At 59.3% G+C, this 21,199-nt stretch carries 17 protein-coding genes and 3 pseudogenes; 11 read left to right on the plus strand and 9 right to left on the minus strand.

The features are described 5' to 3' along the window. The first annotated feature begins 56 nt into the window (after positions 1-56). Positions 57-1,403, plus strand: coding sequence for a hypothetical protein (locus tag ACZ5M5_RS11740; protein WP_231662151.1), 1,347 nt, complete (start codon positions 57-59; stop codon positions 1,401-1,403). Between the two features lie 9 nt (positions 1,404-1,412). Beyond that, positions 1,413-2,348: a hypothetical protein gene (locus ACZ5M5_RS11745; RefSeq protein WP_231662152.1), complete on the plus strand. Its 936-nt coding sequence runs from the start codon at positions 1,413-1,415 to the stop codon at positions 2,346-2,348. A gap of 884 nt (positions 2,349-3,232) precedes the next feature. Here ACZ5M5_RS11745 and ACZ5M5_RS11750 read toward each other — a convergent pair. Next, on the minus strand, positions 3,233-4,282 hold the full coding sequence (locus ACZ5M5_RS11750) for a LacI family DNA-binding transcriptional regulator (protein ID WP_103307850.1): 1,050 nt from the start codon (positions 4,280-4,282) through the stop codon (positions 3,233-3,235). Between the two features lie 162 nt (positions 4,283-4,444). Between ACZ5M5_RS11750 and ACZ5M5_RS11755 the strand changes: the two genes are divergently transcribed. Genes ACZ5M5_RS11755 through ACZ5M5_RS11770 form a run of 4 tightly spaced genes read left to right on the plus strand, consistent with a single transcriptional unit; the run spans position 4,445 to position 7,979 of the window. Next, positions 4,445-5,533, plus strand: coding sequence for a fatty acid desaturase family protein (locus ACZ5M5_RS11755; protein ID WP_464739059.1), 1,089 nt, complete (start codon positions 4,445-4,447; stop codon positions 5,531-5,533). Positions 5,534-5,569: 36 nt separating this feature from the next. Continuing rightward, positions 5,570-5,890: a MocE family 2Fe-2S type ferredoxin gene (locus ACZ5M5_RS11760; RefSeq protein WP_060742985.1), complete on the plus strand. Its 321-nt coding sequence runs from the start codon at positions 5,570-5,572 to the stop codon at positions 5,888-5,890. Between the two features lie 9 nt (positions 5,891-5,899). Then, positions 5,900-7,141, plus strand: coding sequence for an NAD(P)/FAD-dependent oxidoreductase (locus ACZ5M5_RS11765; RefSeq protein WP_464739060.1), 1,242 nt, complete (start codon positions 5,900-5,902; stop codon positions 7,139-7,141). Between the two features lies 1 nt (position 7,142). Further along, on the plus strand, positions 7,143-7,979 hold the full coding sequence (locus ACZ5M5_RS11770) for a sugar phosphate isomerase/epimerase family protein (RefSeq protein ID WP_464739061.1): 837 nt from the start codon (positions 7,143-7,145) through the stop codon (positions 7,977-7,979). Between the two features lie 108 nt (positions 7,980-8,087). Here the strand turns inward: ACZ5M5_RS11770 and ACZ5M5_RS11775 are convergent. After that, a pseudogene (locus ACZ5M5_RS11775) lies at positions 8,088-8,361 on the minus strand (integrase core domain-containing protein); the annotation flags it as partial. Between ACZ5M5_RS11775 and ACZ5M5_RS11780 the strand changes: the two are divergent. Next, positions 8,353-8,481: pseudogene (locus ACZ5M5_RS11780) on the plus strand (LysR family transcriptional regulator); the annotation flags it as partial. The pseudogenes ACZ5M5_RS11775 and ACZ5M5_RS11780 sit on opposite strands and share 9 nt — an antisense overlap. Positions 8,482-8,584: 103 nt before the next feature. On the opposite strand, the pseudogene ACZ5M5_RS11785 reads toward ACZ5M5_RS11780, so the two are convergent. The 7 genes and pseudogenes from ACZ5M5_RS11785 to ACZ5M5_RS11815 all read right to left on the minus strand — a co-directional run. Further along, positions 8,585-9,154 (minus strand): annotated as a pseudogene (locus ACZ5M5_RS11785) (sarcosine oxidase subunit gamma); the annotation flags it as partial. Positions 9,155-9,157: 3 nt separating this feature from the next. Continuing rightward, complete coding sequence (locus tag ACZ5M5_RS11790) at positions 9,158-12,055, minus strand: 2Fe-2S iron-sulfur cluster-binding protein (protein ID WP_464739062.1); 2,898 nt, start codon at positions 12,053-12,055, stop codon at positions 9,158-9,160. Next, positions 12,052-12,354 carry a sarcosine oxidase subunit delta gene (locus ACZ5M5_RS11795; RefSeq protein WP_060742980.1) on the minus strand — a complete coding sequence of 101 codons (303 nt, stop codon included), beginning with the start codon at positions 12,352-12,354 and terminating at the stop codon, positions 12,052-12,054. The genes ACZ5M5_RS11790 and ACZ5M5_RS11795 overlap by 4 nt, the downstream gene beginning before the upstream one ends. Before the next feature lie 13 nt (positions 12,355-12,367). After that, positions 12,368-13,609, minus strand: coding sequence for an FAD-dependent oxidoreductase (locus ACZ5M5_RS11800; RefSeq protein WP_464739063.1), 1,242 nt, complete (start codon positions 13,607-13,609; stop codon positions 12,368-12,370). Further along, entirely contained in the window at positions 13,591-14,496 is a 906-nt protein-coding gene (gene folD / locus ACZ5M5_RS11805; protein WP_464739064.1) for a bifunctional methylenetetrahydrofolate dehydrogenase/methenyltetrahydrofolate cyclohydrolase FolD, read from the minus strand. Before folD ends, ACZ5M5_RS11800 begins: the two co-directional genes overlap by 19 nt. After that, positions 14,493-15,359, minus strand: coding sequence for a formyltetrahydrofolate deformylase (gene purU / locus ACZ5M5_RS11810; RefSeq protein ID WP_060742977.1), 867 nt, complete (start codon positions 15,357-15,359; stop codon positions 14,493-14,495). The genes folD and purU overlap by 4 nt, the downstream gene beginning before the upstream one ends. A 240-nt stretch (positions 15,360-15,599) precedes the next feature. Continuing rightward, the gene (locus ACZ5M5_RS11815) at positions 15,600-16,199 is read right to left on the minus strand and encodes a helix-turn-helix domain-containing protein (protein WP_003200568.1); all 600 of its coding nucleotides are present in this window, start codon (positions 16,197-16,199) and stop codon (positions 15,600-15,602) included. 281 nt (positions 16,200-16,480) lie between these two features. Between ACZ5M5_RS11815 and glnT the strand changes: the two genes are divergently transcribed. The 4 genes from glnT to ACZ5M5_RS11835 all read left to right on the plus strand — a co-directional run bounded on the left by glnT (position 16,481) and on the right by ACZ5M5_RS11835 (position 20,852). Continuing rightward, positions 16,481-17,815, plus strand: coding sequence for a type III glutamate--ammonia ligase (glnT, locus tag ACZ5M5_RS11820; protein WP_060742976.1), 1,335 nt, complete (start codon positions 16,481-16,483; stop codon positions 17,813-17,815). 72 nt (positions 17,816-17,887) lie between these two features. Next, a complete protein-coding gene (locus ACZ5M5_RS11825; protein WP_060742975.1) occupies positions 17,888-18,793 on the plus strand; it encodes a class II glutamine amidotransferase in 906 nt (301 codons plus the stop codon). 11 nt (positions 18,794-18,804) lie between these two features. Next, positions 18,805-19,488 (plus strand): GltB/FmdC/FwdC-like GXGXG domain-containing protein, encoded by a 684-nt coding sequence (locus tag ACZ5M5_RS11830; protein ID WP_060742974.1) that lies wholly within the window; start codon positions 18,805-18,807, stop codon positions 19,486-19,488. A 20-nt stretch (positions 19,489-19,508) separates the two neighbouring features. Next, positions 19,509-20,852, plus strand: coding sequence for an FMN-binding glutamate synthase family protein (locus ACZ5M5_RS11835; protein ID WP_060742973.1), 1,344 nt, complete (start codon positions 19,509-19,511; stop codon positions 20,850-20,852). Positions 20,853-21,199: the final 347 nt, after the last annotated feature.

The following is a 21,199-nucleotide window of genomic DNA, read 5'->3' on the forward strand; positions in this document are numbered from 1 at the left end:
TGCTTGATGATCAGATGACGCAACATGCGGATCACCCATGAAAGGAAGGATCGAAAATGGCAACTTCGGACACCGTATTTGGAGTGGTATACAGCCCGACGTGGACGACCTGGTCTCCACCCTACTCCAACTCTGGGGCACAAGCGCAGTTCTCTGATTCTGACTTCTTTAACGACAGCTTCCAGGCGCTATGGAATACCGGGCAGGACACAAGCGGCAACGCCTACCGAAACGATATTGGAGTGATCGGCAGCTTCGGCTTTAACCTGGTTCGCCTCTATGATTGGGGCGCAACACGCGGTTGGAACGGAACGTATGGCACCGCGCATATCAACTTTCTGGACTATGCGCATCAAAATGGCGTCAAGGTTGTGGTGCCCATATCCAATTATTTCCTGTCTGACGACACTTATGCGTGGAACGGTAACGACCCTGACGCCTCGTACAGCTTCGACAGCGCGCCGTCCGACATACAGAGCGCACTGAAGCAATTTGTCAGTAGCGTGGTGGTCAGCGGCAATATCCATCCGGCCGTCCATAGTTTCTCCGTTGGCAACGAGATCGATATCAATACGTTTGTCGGTCAGGGAAGCAGTGGGGCGGTTGCTCCGGGATCACGCCTGGCCAGGGTGATTTGGTGGATCGTTAACCTGCAACTGCAGATCAGTACCGCGAAATATCGCTACGTGTTACTGACCAGCCCCATCTCGAACGCAGACCAGGGCAATCCATCGTCGGGTAATCCGCCGTTGAGCTACTGGTTTCAGGCTTTCCTCAATGGAGTGACGACCAACACTAATCTGCCGGAGGGCACCACGGGCGGCGATGGCGCGACTTTCTCAGCCACTTGGGCCGGCATCGGCGATATCATCGGTTATAACAACCTCTGGTACTTCAACAGCGTCAATATCTATCAAGTCGGAGAGGGCTTGACCACGACGTTGGGGCAATACGACAGCTGGGCCAGCAACGCGACGACCAACAGCCTGAACTGGCCCGGTCAGCAATTCAGTGTTCCCCTGCTGCTCAGTGAAATAGGGGTAACGCGGTCGGACAATGGAGCCAGCGGACAGCAAGCACAGTTCACCACGGTTACCCTGGACATCGTACAGACCATTGTGAGCTATCTTGCCACCAATACCGGTAGCTACCTGATGGGCTTCTGTCTCTATGAGTTCAACGACGAGGTGACACTGAGTGCCAATTGGGGGCTCTACATGGTGGAGCCGACGACTTACCCCAGTGGTAACGTGTTATTTAGCGATATGACCGGCGAGACGGCCGTCAGTTACGGAAAGTTTCCTAGCGTTAGCTATGCCGTGGACCAGCTTTTTCCCGTGCAAGATACGTCGGGTACCACGCTGATGGCGGCGCTTCAGAGCATCATTACCAAAACCAAATGATAAGACACGATGACACCTACGATTAAGCAGAGCCTAGTTGAATTTATAGAACTGGTCGCCACAGGCAGACAGGCTCGATGGGATCACCATAACTACTGTTATCTCAACTTCCAGATGTCAGTAAAAAATGCCGTTGAAATTCTCGACTCTTTCCAAAGGCTTCCAGTTGCATTTAGCTCCAAGCAAGAGCTTTTACTCTGGGCCGAGGCAAACAATCAGGGCGTGGAGACTATTGGCTTACCGACTGACCACGCGATCATCACCCATGGCGAATTGGATGGGACGCCGGCCCTGGTAGGTGCTTCTTTTATTTGGGTTCTAGCCACTTCTCTCAGGTACAGGGAGGCGATTATTTTCTGGCTGAACAAACTCCGGGATGATAGAGATCTGCGATCTGTGCAAAAGCGAGCTTCAGAGGTTTACGAGCGGGTCGCGGAGTCTTTAGAAAGTGGGGTGATTCGCAAGCGGATGACGTCTGCCCAGCGGGCCGCGCAAGTCAAAGAACTCAAGATTTTGTCCCGACGGTGCAGGGCCGCTTCTTCAACCGAAGAGAAGGCACGGCGTTACATTAGGCTACTTGAAGCACTGGATACCACGCTCGATGCAGATCACGTCATCAACAAAAAATCACTCACGATGATGCCCGATGCATGGGTAATGCTGGCTCCGGTAATCGCTAGTTCGAATCGCAGTTTCGGTCGAGTGGTCGAGAAGTATGCGACCAAGTTCACTCCGCGTACGGGCGCTATTGGTTTGGACGCAACGACTGCATTCAAACTGTTTGCGTCAACCGTCCCCGCAACGTACTCGCTAATGCCGGAGCATGTGGAACGGTTCACTCGCCAGTTTGTGGGCAAGCAGGCTGGGCTGGAGCATGAGCTGCAGGCAGTCTCGAAGATCCTGAATGGCTTCGTTAGCAGGACCAGTAAATCATTCACGCGGTGAGTCGGACATGGAAACGTACGATGAAACCTTACCCGACTCCTGATGGTGAGGTTATTCGTTCGATCTGTGCGGATTGATGACGCTTGCCAACGCAGTGCTGCGACATGAGATTGCGTCGAAACGGCTGCCTTAGGCACTTCACGTTTCCGGTGCCTAGGACATAAATTCAAGTCCAAGCTGGCGTTAGTTCCCTGTGATCCTCTCACCGCTGGCATGATGATCGTTCGTTCACGGCCCTTGATGCAACCCAAAAACAAGTCCAGAATCAAGTCTTTTCCTGCTCCGGCAAGAAAAGAAACCCCTTAGATTTCAATGGGTCGGACACCAGGTGCGAGTCTCGTTTCCCGCTCCAAGATTCAGAAAAAAGCCACTCAGATGAGTGGCTTTTTTTTGTGCCTGTGATTCTCAATGTCAGCGATTGTGTGACGATCGACTGTATTGTTTCCGCACTTACCCTGCTGCTGATGCGCCTCGAAAGCCCAAGCACACGCCGGCTCAAGGCTCGACGTCTTCGCACTGGGCGCTTTCGCGCTACACCTCCGCGTTCAATTCGCGCTGACCCAGTATCCCTAGTGGGATAACTGAGCTGCGGCTATAGGCAGGCATCATCTACTGATGATCTTGTCTATTGATGCCATCAGCGTAACCGTCCGGCCAATTTTGGGTGCGCCAGGCATGGCGCGTTGCACGGAACGCTGTGGCCTAGATCCGACATGCATAAGCAGCAAGGTCGCGCGGATTACCCTGGGAGATCTACCCGTGTTCCACTGTGCTACCGAGCGTTGAGGGGGGGACGGGGTTGAATGCGCAGAAGTCAGCTGAAGCCGTAGTAAGTGACGGTTAACCGCGCCATCAAGGGCTGAACAGATTGTGCCGCCAGCCCATCAGGTTTGGGTATTCTCCGATGTCACAATCTGCAGCGGAATATGCACCCGGTGACGCACAGGATCGAACTGCTCCGCAGTCTGCAATTCCACCAGTAGATCCACCAGCGCCGTTGCAGTCTGGCGCGGCTGAGAGTCGATCACCACGTCGACCAAACCCTGGGCCAGGGCTTGGCGTGACAGCTCGGTGGACTCCTGCAAAATGCAGCACAGCGTCGGGCGCTTGGGCAGTTGCGCCAACGCGTTGATAATCCCGTCGCCACCGCCGCCTACCACGCATAGCCCGCGCAAATCGTCATGCCGAACCAGCAGGTCGAGGGTTGCTTCTTCGGTGATGTCGCAGTTGTCCAGATTGATCAGCGGCTCCAGCGGGCGCAGCCCAGGTGCGTGTTCGGCCAAGTAACTGTGCAAGCCTTCGACCCGCGCCTGGTGGCCAAGAAAGCGATGACCTCCGAGCAGAATGCCGATGCTGCCTTTGCGCGCGCCACAGGTGCGGGCCAGCAGCCACCCCATCGTGCGCCCGACGACGTGATTGTCTTGGCCGACATAGGGCTCGGTCGCCGCCTCATGAATGCCCGACAGCAGTGCCACCACGGGCACGCCGGCCTCGCGAATCTGGGCAAGGGCGGCGTTGATCTGCGGGTGGGCGAAGCTGACCACCGCCAGGCCGTCGCACTGCACCGCCAACTGTTCGATCTGGGCGATGATGGCGCTGGGGGTGCGATCAAAAACGTATTCGAATTGGCAGGTCAGGTTGGCCCCGACCTGGCGTTGCGCGGCCTCGGTGATGGCTTGGGCCAGGTTGGCGTAGAACGCCTGGGCGGTGCCCAGCAGCAGGATGCCGAAACGGTACGTGGGGCGACGTTCGAGAATACGTTGGCCGATCAGCCGTGCGGCAAAATAGCCCACGGCTTCTGCGGCCTGAAGCACCTGTTCGGCAGTGGCTGGATTAACCGGGGCGCGAGCGTTGAGCACGCGGTCGACGGTGGCGACACTTAAGCCTGCGTGTTTGGCGACCGTGGCGATGGTGGGGCGTTTATTGTTATTCATGATGAACCTTCAAAGCGTCTTGATAGAAAACTATCAAGCCCTGCAGGAGCTGGATGATAGCTTGATAGGGAATGTATTCAAGACCTTGAGAGGGCCTTCCACGCTCTCTATATTTTCTTACGCAAAGCACCTGACATCTCACGCTTGCGGAGAACAATAACAATGTCTCAAGACAACACAGCCTCTACTCGGGACTATCGCCTGACCGGCCCTGAAGCTGCCCGCGCGGCTGAAAAAGGCCTCGTATCGGCCAGTTGGTACCAGTCGCCCATCTCCCGTCAACGTATGAAGCAACTGATGCAGCGCCGCGACGGCCCGGCCTTGCTCGACACCGCCATCTGGCTGCTGGCCCTGCTGATCACCGGCTTCGGCGGCTACTGGTTCTGGGGCACTTGGGCTTGTGTGCCGTTTTTTCTTGCGTATGGCGTTCTGTACGCCACCGCCTCCAACCCGCGCTGGCATGAAAGCGGCCACGGCACGGCTTTCAAGACTCGCTGGATGAATGATGCGCTCTACCAGGTGGCGAGCTTCATGTGCATGTTCGAGCCCCACGTGTGGCGCTGGAGCCATGCCCGGCACCATACCGACACCATCGTCGTCGGCCGTGATCCGGAAATCGTCGAACCGCGTCCACCGAGCTTGTTCATGATGCTGCTGAGCCTGTTCCAGATCCCGTTGCTGCTGAAGACGATGGGGGGCGTGTGCCGGCACGCGGTTGGCAAAATGGATGCCGAGGAACAGACGTTCATCCCTGAGTCCGAGTGGCCCAAGGTGTTCCTGGCGGCCCGTATCTGGCTCGTGATTTATGCCGTTGTCTTTGGCGCGGCACTTTACCTGCACAGCTGGTTGCCGCTGATGTATATCGGCCTGCCCATCCTGTATGGCGGCTGGTTGTCCTACCTGTTTGGCCTCACCCAACATGTAGGCCTGGCGGAAGATGTGCTGGACCACCGTAGCAACTGCCGCACCATCTATATGAACCGGGTACTGCGCTTTCTGTACATGAACATGAATTATCACCTTGAGCACCACATGTATCCGATGGTGCCGTACCACGCCCTGGCGCAACTCCATGAAGAGATCCGCCACGACTGCCCGCCGCCTTACGCCAACATAGGTGAGGCCTTCAAGGAAATCATTCCGACCCTCTTGAAGCAGCGCAAGGACCCGACGTATTTCGTGCGCCGCCCCGTCGGTAGCCCAAGGCCTGCCACCGACGCTCATCCACAGGCTGAAGCCACCCTGGGCTGACACCTTCCGGCTGTATCCCGAACAAGAGAAAACGCCATGAACGATCAATGGATCGATGTATGCGCCGTGGGCGAAATAAATGAAGAAGACGTCATTCGCTTCGACCACGGTCCACATACCTATGCCATCTACCGCTCTGCTGACAACGAGTTTTTTGCCACTGCTGGCCTGTGTACTCACGAGTCGATCCACCTGGCTGACGGCCTGGTGATGGACCATGTCATCGAGTGCCCCAAGCACAACGGGCGCTTTGACTATCGCACTGGCAAAGCCTTGGGGGCGCCAGTGTGCGTCAACCTCAAGACCTATCCGGTACGGGTCGACGCGGGGCGGGTTCTGCTCGCCATTTCGGTTTGACCGCCAGGAGTGCACGCCATGAATGCTCCACTGATTATCGTCGGCGCCGGCCATGCCGGTGGCCGCGCGGCGCTGACCTTGCGCGAGCAGGGTTATACCGGTCGGCTGATCCTGATCGGCGATGAACTCCATTTGCCGTACGAGCGTCCTCCGCTGTCCAAGGGCTTGCTGCAGGGCACGATGGACCTGGACGATTGCAGCCTGTGGAGGGGTAGCCGGCTTACTGAACTGAACATCGAACACCTGGCGGGCAACCCGGTAAAAAGCCTGGATCCGCAGCACCACCGCCTGCAATTGACCGACGGACGTTGGTTGCCCTACAGCCGATTACTGTTGGCAACCGGGGGTAGAGCGCGTCGCTTGTCCCTGGTGCCTGAACCTCTGGCCAACGTGCTTTACCTGCGTACCCATGACGAAGCCCTGGCCCTGCGCAGCGCATTGATGCCCGGCACGCGCCTGGTGATCATCGGCGGTGGCTTTATCGGCCTCGAAGTCGCGGCAACGGCCCGAACCTTAGGCTGTCAGGTGACGTTGCTGGAAGCCGGGCCACGACTGGCCGGGCGAGTCTTGCCTGAAGCCGTATCCCAGGTCTTGTTGGAGTTGCATCGGCAACAGGGCGTGGACGTGCGGCTGAACGTAGCGCTTGAAAGGGTACAAGGCATCGAACGCGCTGAGGCGGTGCAACTGGTGGACGGCCAGGTGTTGCCCTGTGACTGGGTGGTAGTCGGTATCGGCATGCAACCCAACATCGAATTGGCCGCGGCGGCGGGGCTTGAGGTGGGCCAGGGAATTCGAGTCGATGCCCAGTTGCGCACCAGCGCGCCGGACATCTTTGCTGCCGGCGATGTGTGTGAGTTTCGCCTGCACGCCGACGCGTTATTCCAGCGCCAGGAGACCTGGCGCAATGCCGAGACCCAGGGCCGTCACGCGGCATTGAATCTGTTGGGCGGCGAGCTGTCGTTCGAGGGTGTTCCCGGCTTCTGGTCTGATCAGTACGACTGGGGTTTACAGACGGTGGGCGTGATCTCACCGGCGCCACCTTCGGCCGTTCGCACCTTGGCAGGCGGTGGTCTGCTGCTGTTCTACCTGGACACCGAGCAACGTTTGCAAGGCGCCTGCGGCTGGGGGCAGGGCAACAGCGTTGCCAAGGACATCAAGTTGTGTGAACGGCTGATTGCCAACCTGACCCCACTCTCTGTGGACGCGTTGGCCGATGCCGATGTGCCTCTCAAACATCTACTGAGGCCCTGACATGCGTGAGTTCCTGGTATTTCAGTCCCTGTGGGCCATGCAAGATCACCGTGGTCAATGCGATCTTTCCCTGGAGGCGCAGGTGGAGAAGATTGCCGCTGCTGGCTTCGATGGGATCACCGACCATTTCTGGATCGCGCCACAGGCCGAGCGCCTGCATGCCGCTGCCAAGGCGCAAGGCCTGCAAATCGAAGGTCAACTGTTTCCCCGCACCGTGAATGACTTGGCGCAAGCACTTGAGGTTGCCTCCCGTTACGGCTGCCACCACCTCACGCTGCAAGCCGATGTCCGGCCGCGCACGCTGGCACAAGCGATCACTCTGGTCGAAGGCTGGCAGCGTCTGGCCGAGCAGGTGGACTTTCCGATCCTGCTGGAAACCCACCGCTATCGTCTCACCAGTGACCTGTTGTTCACCCTCGACTTGCTCGCGCAGATGCCCGACCTCAAGTTGTTGGCTGACTTGTCCCATTACGTCGTGGGCCGCGAATTGCCTGAGTCGGCCACTGCCGAAGACGACGAACAGATTCACACCATCCTACGACACAGTTGGGGTTTTCACGGGCGGGTCGCTAATAGTGAGCAGGTCCAGGTGCCCTTGACCTTCGCCCAGCATCGCCCCTGGTTGGACCGGTTTCTGGGCTGGTGGCGTTACGGAATCAAGGATTGGCTGGCGCGACCGAACACACCCGCGAGCCTGTCCTTCACCTGCGAGCTTGGCCCGCCACCCTATGCGATCACGGGGAGGGATGGGCGCGATATAACGGATCGCTGGGGCGAGGCGCTGATGCTGAAGGAACTGATGCGTGGTGTTTGGGATGAGTGTCAGGCGGGGCGCTGATCTAAGGCATGATGGGTTGTGACGGTTTGTATCAGTGGATGCGGTGTATAAATTGTCATGCTTGTCTCAATTTTATTGCGGTTTTGCCCTGGCGGGGATCTGTAGTGGTCAACTAAACTCGGACACGACGTTAAGTTTTTTCTCGGCCTGAGCCGGGGCCAGCCCATTATTGAACTGATGCGGTCTAATCCAGTTGTACGTCGTGATTCGCTTCTTGAGCTGTCATGTAGCCCACGGTCGGTATCCATTCAGTTTTCAAGCTGCGAAACACACGCTCCATCGGCGCATTATCCTAGCAGTTTCCACGACGGCTCATGCTTTGGCGCATGCGGTAACGCCAGAGCCGTTGGCGAAACTGGCGGCTGCCATATTGGGCCGACTTTGTCCCATCATGCCCCAATGGCATGGAGTACCGATGAGCGCCTATGCCATCACTGAAACACGTCTGCTGCCCGCGAAGACACAACGCTTCATTGAGTTCTTGCAGAGGCGGTTGCGGTAAAGGCGACTCGGTCAGCGGGGTGGTATGTGGCGCGGGCTCCCCTATCACGGTGTGGGAGCCCGGCTTCAAGGTACAAGCCGATGTTGCGTTCAGTCTGGTTGAGCCCCCCGAATTGCTCCAGGGCATCGAGCATGGCGCAATGGAAGTAGGCCCGTGATGCTCGGTCGCAGAGAATGTGGAACGCAGGGGTGTCAACGATTCCAGAGTAGATGATGATCACGTTGATCCGCGCCGCCGACGTTTGCGCCACCGCACCCGGGCTGAAGGCTTGCCGGCTCAGGTCGACGCCGCACAGCTTGGCCATGACCTGAGCAACGGAGCTACCGCTCAGCAAGAAGCAGGCATGGCTGTCCTGACGTGGCAGCAGGTAGTTGGCTCGGTGGTCGAGTTCCCAGCGTGCTTCTTCATCGGCGATCCGTTCGCCTTGATCGTCGGGGCTCCCCAGCAGCAGGTATTCGGTTTGCGACAGGCGTGCCACCTGACTACCGTCAGTCTGGACGGTGGCCCGATTGGGCGCGTCCGGCAGTACGAAGCCGCGTGCCTTCAGGTAATCGGCGGTTTGTGTTCCGCGAAAACCGACCCGGGGCAGGTCGGTCAGATCCACCAGCGTGCAGGTTTGCGTGTGGGCAACCGGCCGTGGTCTGATCATCTCTTGTGGATTCAGACTGGACATGACTTAAAGCTCCTGCCGTTGGTTTTCAGGATCGAAGAAGGGTAATTGCACGACTGTGGCCTGAACCACGATCCCGCCCTCGACGCGGATCGGAATCTGTTGGCCCGGCGCACTCTGGTCGATGCCGGCGTAAGCCAGGCCGATGATCGTGCCCAGGGAAGCGGAATACTCGCAGGAGGTGACGTTGCCACTGATGTCCGGGCCGTTAAGCACCAGATGGCCCTCCAGCGGTTGCAGGCTGCCTTTGGGCAGGCTGAAGCCCACCAGTTTGCGTTTCAGCGGCTGGGCTTCGAGGATGTCCACCGAGCGGCGGCCGACGAAGAACGGCTTGGTGCGACTGACCGCCCAACCCATGTCGATTTCCGCCGGGTGAGTCATTCCATCGGTGTCCTGACTGATGATCACGTGGCCTTTTTCCAGGCGCAGCAGGCGTTGGGTTTCAACGCCGAAGGGGCGGATGTCATGTGCTTTGCCGGCCTCAATCAGCGCATCCCAAAGCTTGAGTCCATGACGTGCCGGGACGTGGATTTCATAACCCAGCTCGCCGACAAAACCGACTCGCAACAGCCGTGCCTTGATGCCGGCCACGGTGCCTTGACGGACGCCCAGATAGGGGAAGGCTTCGGCGCTCAGATCGAGATCACTGCAGACTTTCTCAAGCACTTTGCGCGAGTCTGGCCCGGCGACGTTGACCGCGCAGATGGCTGCGGTGACGTTGGCGACGTCCACGTCCAGGCGCCATTGTGCATTCCACTTGAGCATCTGCTGATAGATCCGGTCGACGCCGCTGGTGGTGGCGGTGACGTAGAAATGGTTCTCGGCAAACCTCGCACAGACACCGTCGTCGATCACCACACCATGCTCATTGGTCATCAGCGCATAGCGAGAACGGCCGACCGGCTGTTTGAGGAAGGCAAAGGTGTACATCCGGTTAAGCAGCTCGGCGGCGTCCGGGCCGCGCACGTCCAGGCCGCCGAGGGTCGAGACGTCGATGAGGCCGACCTTGTTGCGCACGTGCAAGGCTTCGGCTTGCATGCAGCGTTCGCGATCCTTGGCGTTGCCGTAGTAGGCCGGGCGTTGCCAGATGCCGGCGGGCATCATCTTCGCCCCGGCTTGCAGGTGTCGGGCATGCATCGGCGTTTGCCGGTACGGGTCGAACGCGCGACCGGCCACATGCGCAAGTTTTTCAGCCACAAACGGCGGTCGCGCTGTGGTGACGCCGGTTTCGCTGATGTTGCGCTGGGTGGCCCAGGCGACCAACCGCGCGGTCGGCAGCGCCGAGTGACGACCCTGGGACGGGCCCATGCCGACGGTGGAGTAGCGCTTGACCAGTTGCACGTCGCGATAGCCGATCCGGGTGGCGTTGACGATATCGGCTACTTGCAGATCCTCGTCGAAGTCGACGAAGTCCTTGCCTTTGGGGTGCGGGAAGATTGGCCAATTAAAGTTGACCCGAGCCTCACCGCTCAATGGCGCGCGTTGCGTGCCGACGGTCAGCCCCAGCGCGAGGGCAGCTTCGGCAGCGGCATTCACACCATCGGCAATCACGTTATCGAGGTGGTGACGGCCGTTGACCGAGCCGGCGACATTCAGATTCTTTGGTAGGCCGCTGAGCGTGAACTCGGCACGCTGATCGTCGTAGGCAAGCTTGCCGCCGGCCTGGCACAGCAGTTGATAGACCGGCATGTAACCGGCGGACATGCACAGTAAATCGCACTTCAGGTGTTGCCCGATCTCGGCGACCTGGCCTTGTGCGGTGATCTGGCGCACGTCGACGCCGTTGATATGGCGCATGCCTTTCTCGTGCAGGGCTTCATAGACGGTGCTATTGCTCTGGTGGTAGATCTTGCGTTGCGCCAGTGCGCGCAGCAAGGATTCGTCCGAAGGACCCTGGCGCAGGTCCACCACGGCGACGACCTCCACGTCCTGGTCATGCAGATCCAGCGCGGCGAGGTAACCGTCATCGTTGCCTGTCAGCACCACGGCGCGTTTACCGGGTTTGACCGCATACAGTTTCATCAGTCGTTGCGCGGCGCTGGTCAGCATCACGCCTGGCAGGTCGTTGTTGCGAAAGATCACCGGCTGATCGAAGGCCCCGCTGCACACCAGGCACTGGCGGGCGCGGACCTTGTACAGGCGTTTGCCCTGAATCACCGGCAGGTAGTTGTCGGTGAACCAGGCGTTGCAAGTGGCTTCGGTCAGGATCTGGATATTGGCGTGTTGCTCGACCGCCGCGAGCAGTTCGCGGCGTAGGTTTTCAGCCTTGTTGCCTTCGATATCGAAGCGGGCATAGGTTAGCGAACCGCCGAGAACCGATTGTTGCTCGATGAGCAACACCTTGGCCCCCGCGTTGGCTGCCGTCAGCGCCGCATGGAGCCCGGCGGGGCCTGCGCCGATTACCGCGACGTCGGTAAACAAGTAGGCCTTGTCGTAATACTCAGGCTGGAACTTCAGGTCGAGTACACCGAGGCCGGCCTTCTTGCGAATGATCGGTTCCCAGACTTTCCACATGCCCTTGGGTTTGTAGAACGAGCGGTAGTAGAAACCCACCGGCATGAATTTCGAGAACTTGCCGAGGTAGGCGTCCTTGTCGTTATCCAGCGAGCCGTTGACGTTCTGCGCCGTCACCTGCAACCCAGCGGACAACACATGTGCATCGGCCAGCACGTTGGGTTCTTCGGGCAACTGCACCAGGCTGTTGGCGTCCTGGCCGGCCATGGTCAGCGGGCCACGCGGGCGATGGTATTTGAACGAACGGGAGATCAGGAAACGCCCGTTGGCCAGCAAGGCACTGGCGATGCTGTCGCCTTGCAAACCTTGGTAGCGCTGGCCGTCGAAGCTGAAATCCAGCGGCTGATCACGGTCGATCAGCAAGCCCATGGGGGCGGGGAGGCGATTCATCCTGCGATCTCCTTGGCGGCAGCGTTAAATTCGACACGGGTGCTGAAGAGCTCTTTGGGGTCGAAGGTCCGCAGGATTTCATCGGTGACGGTGTGACGCTCCGCCAGAAACCAGTAGCTGGACGGCGTGTGCATCCACCATTCGCGCACCACGCCGGCGAGGTTGTCGGTGTTGAATACGTAGTCGGCCCATTCCGCATCGCTGCAACTGATGGGATCAGGCATCGGCTTGAATTCACCGCCATAGGTGAACTCGCTGATATTGCGCGGCCCGTTGAGCGGGCAAATCATGATTTTCATCGTCTGCTCTCCGTCAGTGGCTGGCCGCCGTGGCGCCCATTTCGTTGACTTGCTGGAAGGTCGAGAAACGTTCGAGGCCGAAGGGTTTGATCAGCTCCGGCACCTTGCCGCCGCTGGCCACCAACTCGGCCATGGTCTTGCCGCAGATCGGCGTGGCCTTGAAGCCCCAGGTACCCCAGCCGGCGTCGAGGTAGTAATTCTTCACCGGCGACAAGCCCATGATCGGACTGTAATCCGGGGTCATGTCGGTGATCCCGGCCCATTGGCGCATCAGCTTGGCGTTGGCCAGGAACGGGAACATCTCGATCGCATGGGCGAGCAGGCTTTCCTTGAGGTCCAGGGTCGAACGGGTGTTGAACAGTGGATAGGGATCGGAGCCACCGCCGAATACCACCTCACCACGGCTGGTCTGCTGCACATAGCAGTGCAGTGCGGAGGAGCTCACCAGCGGATCGAGAAACGGCTTGAACGGCTGGGTGACCATCGCTTGTAGCGGGAAGGTCTGGATCGGCGAACGGATCCCGGCCTTGGCCATCAGCAACGAACTGTGCCCGGCAATCGCCTGCACCGCGCAACCGCACTTGATGGTGCCGCGGTTGGTCTTGACCGCGGTGATGGCGCCGTTCTCGATAATCAGATCCTGGACTTCGGTGAGCTGATGGATTTCCACACCGCGCTTGGCCGCCTGCTTGGCGTAACCCCAGGCCACGGCGTCGTGGCGTGCTGTGGCGCCGTCGATGTGCCACAGACCCGCAATCACCGGCAAGTGGCCGGGATCGAGGTTGAGGCTGGGCACCAGTTCGCGGATCTGCTGGCGGTCGATCATCTCGGTGCGGCCGCCAAAGTGTTTGTTGACCTCGGCTCGCTGGCGGAACGAACGCACCGTGGCATCGGTGTGGGCCAGGGTCAGTTGGCCGCGCTCGGAATACATGATGTTGAAGTCGAACTCGTTCGAAAGCCCCTGGAACATCCGCACCGACTCGGCATAAAAACGCACGCCTTCGCTGGTCAGGTAGTTGGAGCGGATCACCGCCGTGTTGCGCGCGGTATTGCCGCCGCCCAGGTAGGACTTCTCCAACACCGCGACATTAGTGATGCCGTGGTACTTGGCCAGGTAGTAAGCGGTGGCCAGGCCATGGCCGCCGGCACCGATGATCACTACGTCATAGCTCGATTTGAGTTCCTTCGGTGGCGGCAAATCCACTTCCACCGGATACTCCGAACTCAGCCCGTATTTCAATAGATTGAATGGCATAGGGCCTCCGATTGGCTGCGTTGAGCCTGGTGTTGCGCAAGGGCTGCGGTCACGGTGTTCTTCATCAGAAAGGCGATGGTCATCGGCCCGACACCACCCGGTACCGGGGTGATCGCCGCGACCTGGGGCAGGGCGCTGTCGAAGTCGACGTCGCCCACCAGGCGACTGCGGCCATCGTCTTCGATGCGGTTGATGCCGACGTCGATCACCACTGCGCCAGGTTTGAGCCAACTGGCGTCGATCAACCGTGGGCGACCCACGGCGGCGATGACGATGTCTGCCTGGCGGCACAGGGCCTGCGGATCCGGGCTGCGCGAATGCAGGACGGTCACCGAGCAGTCGGCCTGCAGCAACAACGCGGCCATGGGTTTGCCGACGATGTTCGAGCGGCCGATCACCACCGCGTGCTTGCCGCGTAGATCGCCACAGGTTTGTTCCAGCAAATACAAACAACCACTGGGGGTGCAGGGCGCGAGTACCGTGCGACCCTGGCTGAGACCGCCGACGTTCTGACTGTGGAACCCGTCCACATCCTTGTCCGGAGCGATAGCCTCCAGTGCGCGTAATTCGTCGATATGCGGAGGCAGCGGCAGTTGCAGCAGAATGCCGTGGATCGAGCGATTGGCATTCAATCGGGCGATCAGAATGAGCAACTGTTCAGTGCTGGTGTCCGTGGACAGCCGATGTTCCAGCGAGCGGATACCCACTTCTTCGGCGCGCAGGATCTTGTTTCGCACATAGACCTGGCTGGCAGGGTCGCTGCCCACGAGAATTACCGCCAAGGCCGGCTGAATGTCTTGCTCGCGCAGGCGCTCCACGTCCTCGCGAACCTGCACCAGGACGCGGGCGGCAGTGGCTTTTCCGTCGATCAGTTTGTGCGTGTTCACCGGAAGATCACCGTTCTGTCCTGGTTGAGGAAAACCCGGTGCTCCAGGTGATACTTGACCGCCTTGGACAGGGCCACGGTTTCGGTGTCGCGGCCGGTGGCGACCAGGTCGTCGGGCAAGTAGACGTGATCAACACGTTGCACTTCCTGCTCGATGATCGGTCCCTCATCGAGGTCGCTGGTGACGTAATGAGCGGTGGCGCCGATCAGTTTCACGCCACGCTGGTAGGCTTGGTGATAAGGCTTGGCGCCTTTGAAACCGGGTAAGAACGAATGGTGAATGTTGATCGCCCGCCCGGAGAGTTGCTTGCACAGGTCATCAGAGAGGATTTGCATGTAGCGCGCCAATACCACCAGTTCGGTGCCGGTGTCGTCGACGATCTTCATCAGCTCGGTTTCCTGTCGAGCCTTGGTTTCCTTGGTCACCGGCAAGTAGATGAAACGAATGCCTTCGCGTTCAGCCATGGGCCGCAGGTCGAGGTGGTTGGAGACGATGGCGGTGATGGTCATGTCCATCTCGCCCTTGTGGTAGCGATAGAGCAGGTCGGTCAAGCAGTGGTCGAATTTGCTGACCATCAGCAGCACACGCATCGGCTCGCGGGTGTCGTGCAATTCCCAGGTCATGTCGAATGCTTGGGCGACGTCGGCGAAGCCGTCCTTGATCTGTTGAATGTCGCCCTGATGGCTGTCGTTGAAGCGGAACACCGCACGCATGAAAAAACGGCCGCTGAAATCGTCATCGAATTGCGCCATCTCCCCGATGTAGCAACCGTTGTCCGCCAGGTAGGTGGTGACGGCAGCGACGATGCCGGACACCGCGGGACAGGTGATCTTGATGATGAAATGGTTTTTTTCGTGTTGCATGACACGTCCTCGGGATGATGGCGGCAGCTCATCGCATAGCGAAAAAAATCATCGACGGACAGCAGGCTCATCCATGAGCGTATTTTCTTGTTGGGAATAAATTATTCCTGGTTGTGGCTTTATAGGGGAATGGTCGCGCCGCGTCCAGAGCTTTCAAGAAAGTTTTTTAACTGGCAGGAAAATTCGTGAGGCCAACGCTGGGTCGGCCTCAAGACAGGGCAAAGCAAGGGAAGGGGGGCGTTATTCTTTGTCGTTGCCGTAATTCATGATCGACAACAGGCGGATCGGCACCTGCACCAGTTGCTCGGGGCCGTGGGGGATTTCGCCTTCGAACGTCAGGCTGTCGCCAGCTTCCATTCGGTAAAGCTGATTGCCGTGGCGATAGATCAGCTCACCTTCCAGCAAGTGGAGGAATTCGGTGCCGGGGTGGGAGAAGGTCGGAAACTCTTCACTCGCGTCATCCATGCTGACCATGTAGGCCTCAAAACTTTTCTTCGGCCCACGAGTGTGATTGAGCAGATGATAGGTATGACCCTTCTCGGTGCCTCGTCGAACCACTTCCATTCCCTGATCAGCCTTGACCAGCAACGCACTACCGTCTTGCTGGTCGTATTCGCTGAACAGCTTCGACAGTGGCAGGCCGAGCACGTCGCACAGACGGCTCAAGGTGTCGAGGCTGGTGGACACCTGGGCATTTTCGATCTTGCTCAGCATGCCCTGGCTGATATCGGCAATCTTGGCCACGTCAGATAATTTCAGATCCTGAGCCTGGCGCTGGCGCTTGATCTGCAATCCCAGGTATTGCTCAAGCTTGAGGCGCGGGGCGGTTTCGGTCGACATAGTCATCAGGTCCTGCACACTTTCCGTTCAGTAATATTAGTTTCGCACTGAGAAAGTGCAAATGGCACTGCTTGGCGCCTGGCCTGTGGGCAGTATTCTCACAGGGAAAAGAATATTCCCATATATACAGCACAAAAGCGCCTGTCACGGCGTTTCTGCGTTCACTCGCGAATCTGGCAAGGGCTTTGCATTCCTATTGGGAAAATAACTTTCTTTTTAGGAATAAAAAGACGGTCAAGGCCCATTCAAGATGTTTTGCCTTTCGCGAGGAGTGACGAGCAATGTTGCCAGCAGAAACCCAGCGCATCATCGACAAGCACGGGATCAAATACGTACTTGCGCAATTTGTGGATATTCACGGTGCGGCCAAGACCAAGTCGGTGCCGATCTGTGGGCTCAAGACCGTGGCTGAAGAGGGAGCAGGTTTTGCCGGGTTTGCGATCAGCGGCATGGGCATGGAACCCCACGGCCCTGACTTCATGGCTCGCGGCGACTTGTCCACCCTGACCCCGGTGCCCTGGCAGCCGGGTTACGGGCGGGTGGTGTGCGTTGGCCACGTCGACGGTAAGCCGCATCCGTATGACAGCCGTTATGTGCTGGGGCAACAAGTACAACGCCTGGCGGAAAAGGGTTGGACCCTCAACACCGGTCTGGAACCGGAGTTCAACCTGATGCGCCGCGATGAGAGTGGCAAGCTGCAACTGGTCGACCCCAGCGACAACCTGGACAAGCCTTGCTACGACTATAAAGGCCTGTCGCGTTCCCGGGTGTTTCTCGAGCGCCTGACCGAGGCCTTGCAGGCGGTGGATTTCGAGGTCTATCAAATCGACCACGAGGACGCCAACGGCCAGTTCGAGATCAACTACACCTACAGCGACGCCATGACCTCGGCGGATCGTTTCACCTTCTTCCGCATGGCTGCCGGTGAGATCGCCAATGACCTGGGGATGATCTGTTCCTTCATGCCCAAGCCCGACCCGAAACGCGCCGGCAACGGCATGCACTTTCACCTCTCGATCAGCAGCGCCGACAACAAGAACCTGTTCCATGACGCCAGCGATCCGAGCGGCATGGGCCTGTCGAAGCTGGCCTATCACTTCGCCGCTGGGCTGCTGGCCCATGGTCCGGCGCTGTGCGCCTTTGCCGCGCCGACGGTCAACTCCTACAAGCGTCTGGTGGTGGGCAATTCCTTGTCCGGCGCGACCTGGGCGCCGGCCTTTATCGCTTTCGGCGCCAATAACCGTTCGGCCATGGTGCGGGTACCTTACGGCCGCCTCGAATTCCGTCTGCCGGACGCAGGGTGCAATCCCTATCTGGTCAGCGCCGCGATCATCGCCGCCGGCCTGGACGGCATCGACCGTCAGCTGGAAATCGACCACGTCTGCAATGAAAACCTCTACAGCCTGAGCCTGGAGCAGATCGCCGCGCGGGGCATCAAGACCCTGCCGCAATCGCTCAAGGAAGCCTGCGACGCGCTCGAAGCCGACCCGCTGTTCGCCGAGATGCTCGGTCCGCAGATCGTAGACGAGTTCATCAAGCTCAAGCGTATGGAGTGGGTGGAATACAGCCGCCACGTCTCCGACTGGGAGATCCAGCGCTACACCGAATTTTTCTGACTGTGTGCTTTGACAACCATTCGGGCACCCGGCACGGCGTCGGGCGTTCACTGCCTCCGAAGGAGACTTGATATGTGTGGAATCGTAGGTCTTTACCTGAAAAATCCGCAGCTGGAATCCCAGCTCGGCAAGCTCTTCGAACCGATGTTGCAGGCTATGACCGATCGTGGCCCGGACAGTGCCGGCTTCGCCATTTACGGCGATGAAGTGGCGGATGGCTGGGTCAAGCTGACCTTGCAGGCGACCACCGAAGGCTTCGACTGGAAAGCCTTGATGGGCGAATTGGAAGGGCGCCTTGGCTGTTCGCTGGACTGGTTCCAGAACGCCAGCGCCGCTGTACTCAAGATCCATGCCGCAGAGGCGCCGGTGCGCCTTGTCCTCACCGAACTGGCCCCGAGCGTGCGCATCATGAGTGCCGGCCAGAGCATCGAAATCCTCAAGGGCATGGGCTTGCCCGAGGAAATTTCCCAGCGTTTCGGCCTGGCCGGCATGCAAGGCAGCCACATCATCGGTCACACGCGGATGGCCACCGAAAGCGCGGTGACCATGGAGGGCAGCCACCCGTTTTCCACCGGCGCCGACCTCTGCCTGGTGCACAACGGCTCGCTGTCCAACCACTTCCGCCTGCGTCAGGAACTCAAGCGCGAAGGCATTCACTTCGAGACCGACAACGACACCGAAGTGGCCGCTGGCTACCTGACCTGGCGCCTGCAGCAGGGCGACTCATTGAAAGAAGCGCTGGACCATTCGCTGGTGGATCTGGACGGTTTTTTCACCTTCGCCATCGGCACCCGCAACGGTTTTGCCGTGATCCGCGACCCGATTGCTTGCAAGCCGGCGATCCTCGCCGAGACCGACGACTACGTGGCCATGGCCTCCGAGTATCAGGCACTGTCGAGCCTGCCGGGCATTGAACACGCCAGGGTCTGGGAGCCGGCACCGGCCACGATGTACATCTGGGAACGCGAGTCAGCTTAAGGAGCGCACATATGAAAACTATCGATCTTTCCACTGCCACCGTGCGTGACCTCAATCAGGCGCTGCATGACCAGGTCAATAACGTGACCGATCACGAGTGGCTGGTGACTCATTCCAACGGCAAGCACAACCTCGCGGTCGGGGTGAACGAAGCCGTCTCCATCGATATCCAGGGCCACGCCGGTTACTACTGCGCCGGCATGAATCAAAAGGCCTCGATCACCGTCCACGGCAACGTTGGTGTCGGTTGCGCCGAGAACATGATGTCCGGCTACGTCCGGGTCAAAGGCAGCGCCTCCCAGGCGGCCGGTGCCACGGCACATGGTGGTTTGCTGGTGATTGAAGGCGACGCCGGGGCACGCTGCGGTATTTCCATGAAAGGCATCGACATCGTCGTTGGCGGCAGCATCGGCCACATGAGCTGTTTCATGGGCCAGGCTGGTCGCCTGGTGGTCTGCGGTGATGCCGGCGATGCGCTGGGCGATTCGTTGTACGAAACCCACATTTACGTCAAAGGAACCGTCGAGTCCCTCGGCTCGGATTGCATCGAGAAAGAGATGCGTGCCGAGCACCTGGAAGAGCTGCAAGGACTGCTCAATCGCGCCGGTTTCGAGCATAAGGCGGCTGACTTCAAGCGTTACGGTTCGGCCCGTCAGTTGTACAACTTCAAAGTCGATAACGCGTCCGCGTACTGATCCGCGCGAGGAGAACAGATATGAGCGACCCGATTAACCAAAAAGCAGCCACTCCAGTGTTGCGTGAGTCCGCGACCTTCGACCGCCTGACCATTCAGGAAATCCAACGTGCCGCCGAGACTGGCATCTACGATATTCGCGGCGGCGGTACCAAGCGCAAACTGCCGCACTTCGATGATTTGCTGCTGCTCGGTGCCAGCGTTTCGCGTTACCCGCTGGAAGGCTATCGGGAGAAATGCGGCACCGATGTGATCCTCGGCAACCGCTTTGCCAAGAAGCCGATCCACCTGAAGATTCCGGTGACCATCGCCGGCATGAGCTTCGGTGCGTTGTCGGCCAATGCCAAGGAAGCCCTCGGCCGTGGCGCGACCATCGCGGGCACGAGCACCACCACCGGTGACGGCGGCATGACCCCGGAGGAGCGCGGCCAGTCGCAGCATTTGGTCTATCAGTACTTGCCGTCGCGCTACGGCATGAACCCGGACGACCTGCGCAAGGCTGACGCCATTGAAATCGTCCTGGGGCAGGGCGCCAAACCCGGTGGCGGCGGTATGTTGCTGGGCATGAAGGTCACCGAGCGTGTGGCCGGCATGCGCACCTTGCCGATCGGTGTCGACCAGCGTAGCGCCTGCCGTCACCCGGACTGGACCGGCCCGGATGACCTGGCGATCAAGATTGCCGAACTGCGGGAAATTACTGACTGGGAAAAACCGATCTACGTGAAAATCGGCGCCAGCCGACCGTATTACGACGTCAAGTTGGCCGTGAAGGCCGGGGCGGATGTGATTGTGCTCGATGGCATGCAAGGCGGGACGGCGGCGACACAGGAAGTCTTTATCGAACACGTGGGGATTCCGATTCTGTCGGCCATTCCTCAGGCGGTACAGGCTTTGCAGGAGATGGGCATGCACCGCAAGGTTCAGTTGATCGTTTCCGGAGGGATTCGCAACGGTGCCGACGTCGCCAAGGCGATGGCGCTGGGGGCGGATGCAGTAGCAATCGGCACCGCGGCGCTGATCGCCTTGGGCGATAACCATCCACGCCTGGACGAGGAACTGAAGAAAATCGGCTCGGCCGCCGGTTTCTACGATGACTGGCAGAACGGCCGCGACCCGGCCGGTATCACCACCCAGGATCCGGAACTGTCCAAGCGACTGGATCCGGTGGAGGGGGGCCGCCGCTTGGCCAACTACCTGCGCGTCCTGGTGCTGGAAGCGCAGACGATGGCCCGGGCTTGCGGCAAATCGCACCTGCACAACCTCGATCCCGAGGATTTGGTAGCCCTGACGGTGGAGTCGGCCGCCATGGCCCGGGTGCCGCTGGCGGGGACCAACTGGGTTCCGGGTTCCGGTACCGGTTACTGACAAAAAACGGTGGGGGCGAGCTTGCTCGCGATGACGGTGGCACAGTCAAAACCGACGCAAGCTGACCCACCGCTATCGCGAGCAAGCTCGCTCCCACAAGGGATTTGTGGCGTGCGCAATGTAAGTGAACGCCCCGAAAAATTGTGGGAGCGAGCTTGCTCGCGATGAAGGTGGCACAGTCAAAACCGACGCAAGCTGACCCACCGCTATCGCGAGCAAGCTCGCTCCCACAAGGGATTTGTGGCGTGCGCAATGTAAGTGAACGCCCCGAAATTGTGGGGGCGAGCTTGCTCGCGATGAAGGTGGCACAGTCAAAACCGACGCAAGCTGACCCACCGCTATCGCGA

The sequence above is a fragment of the Pseudomonas sp. Van50 genome, assembly GCF_055390755.1.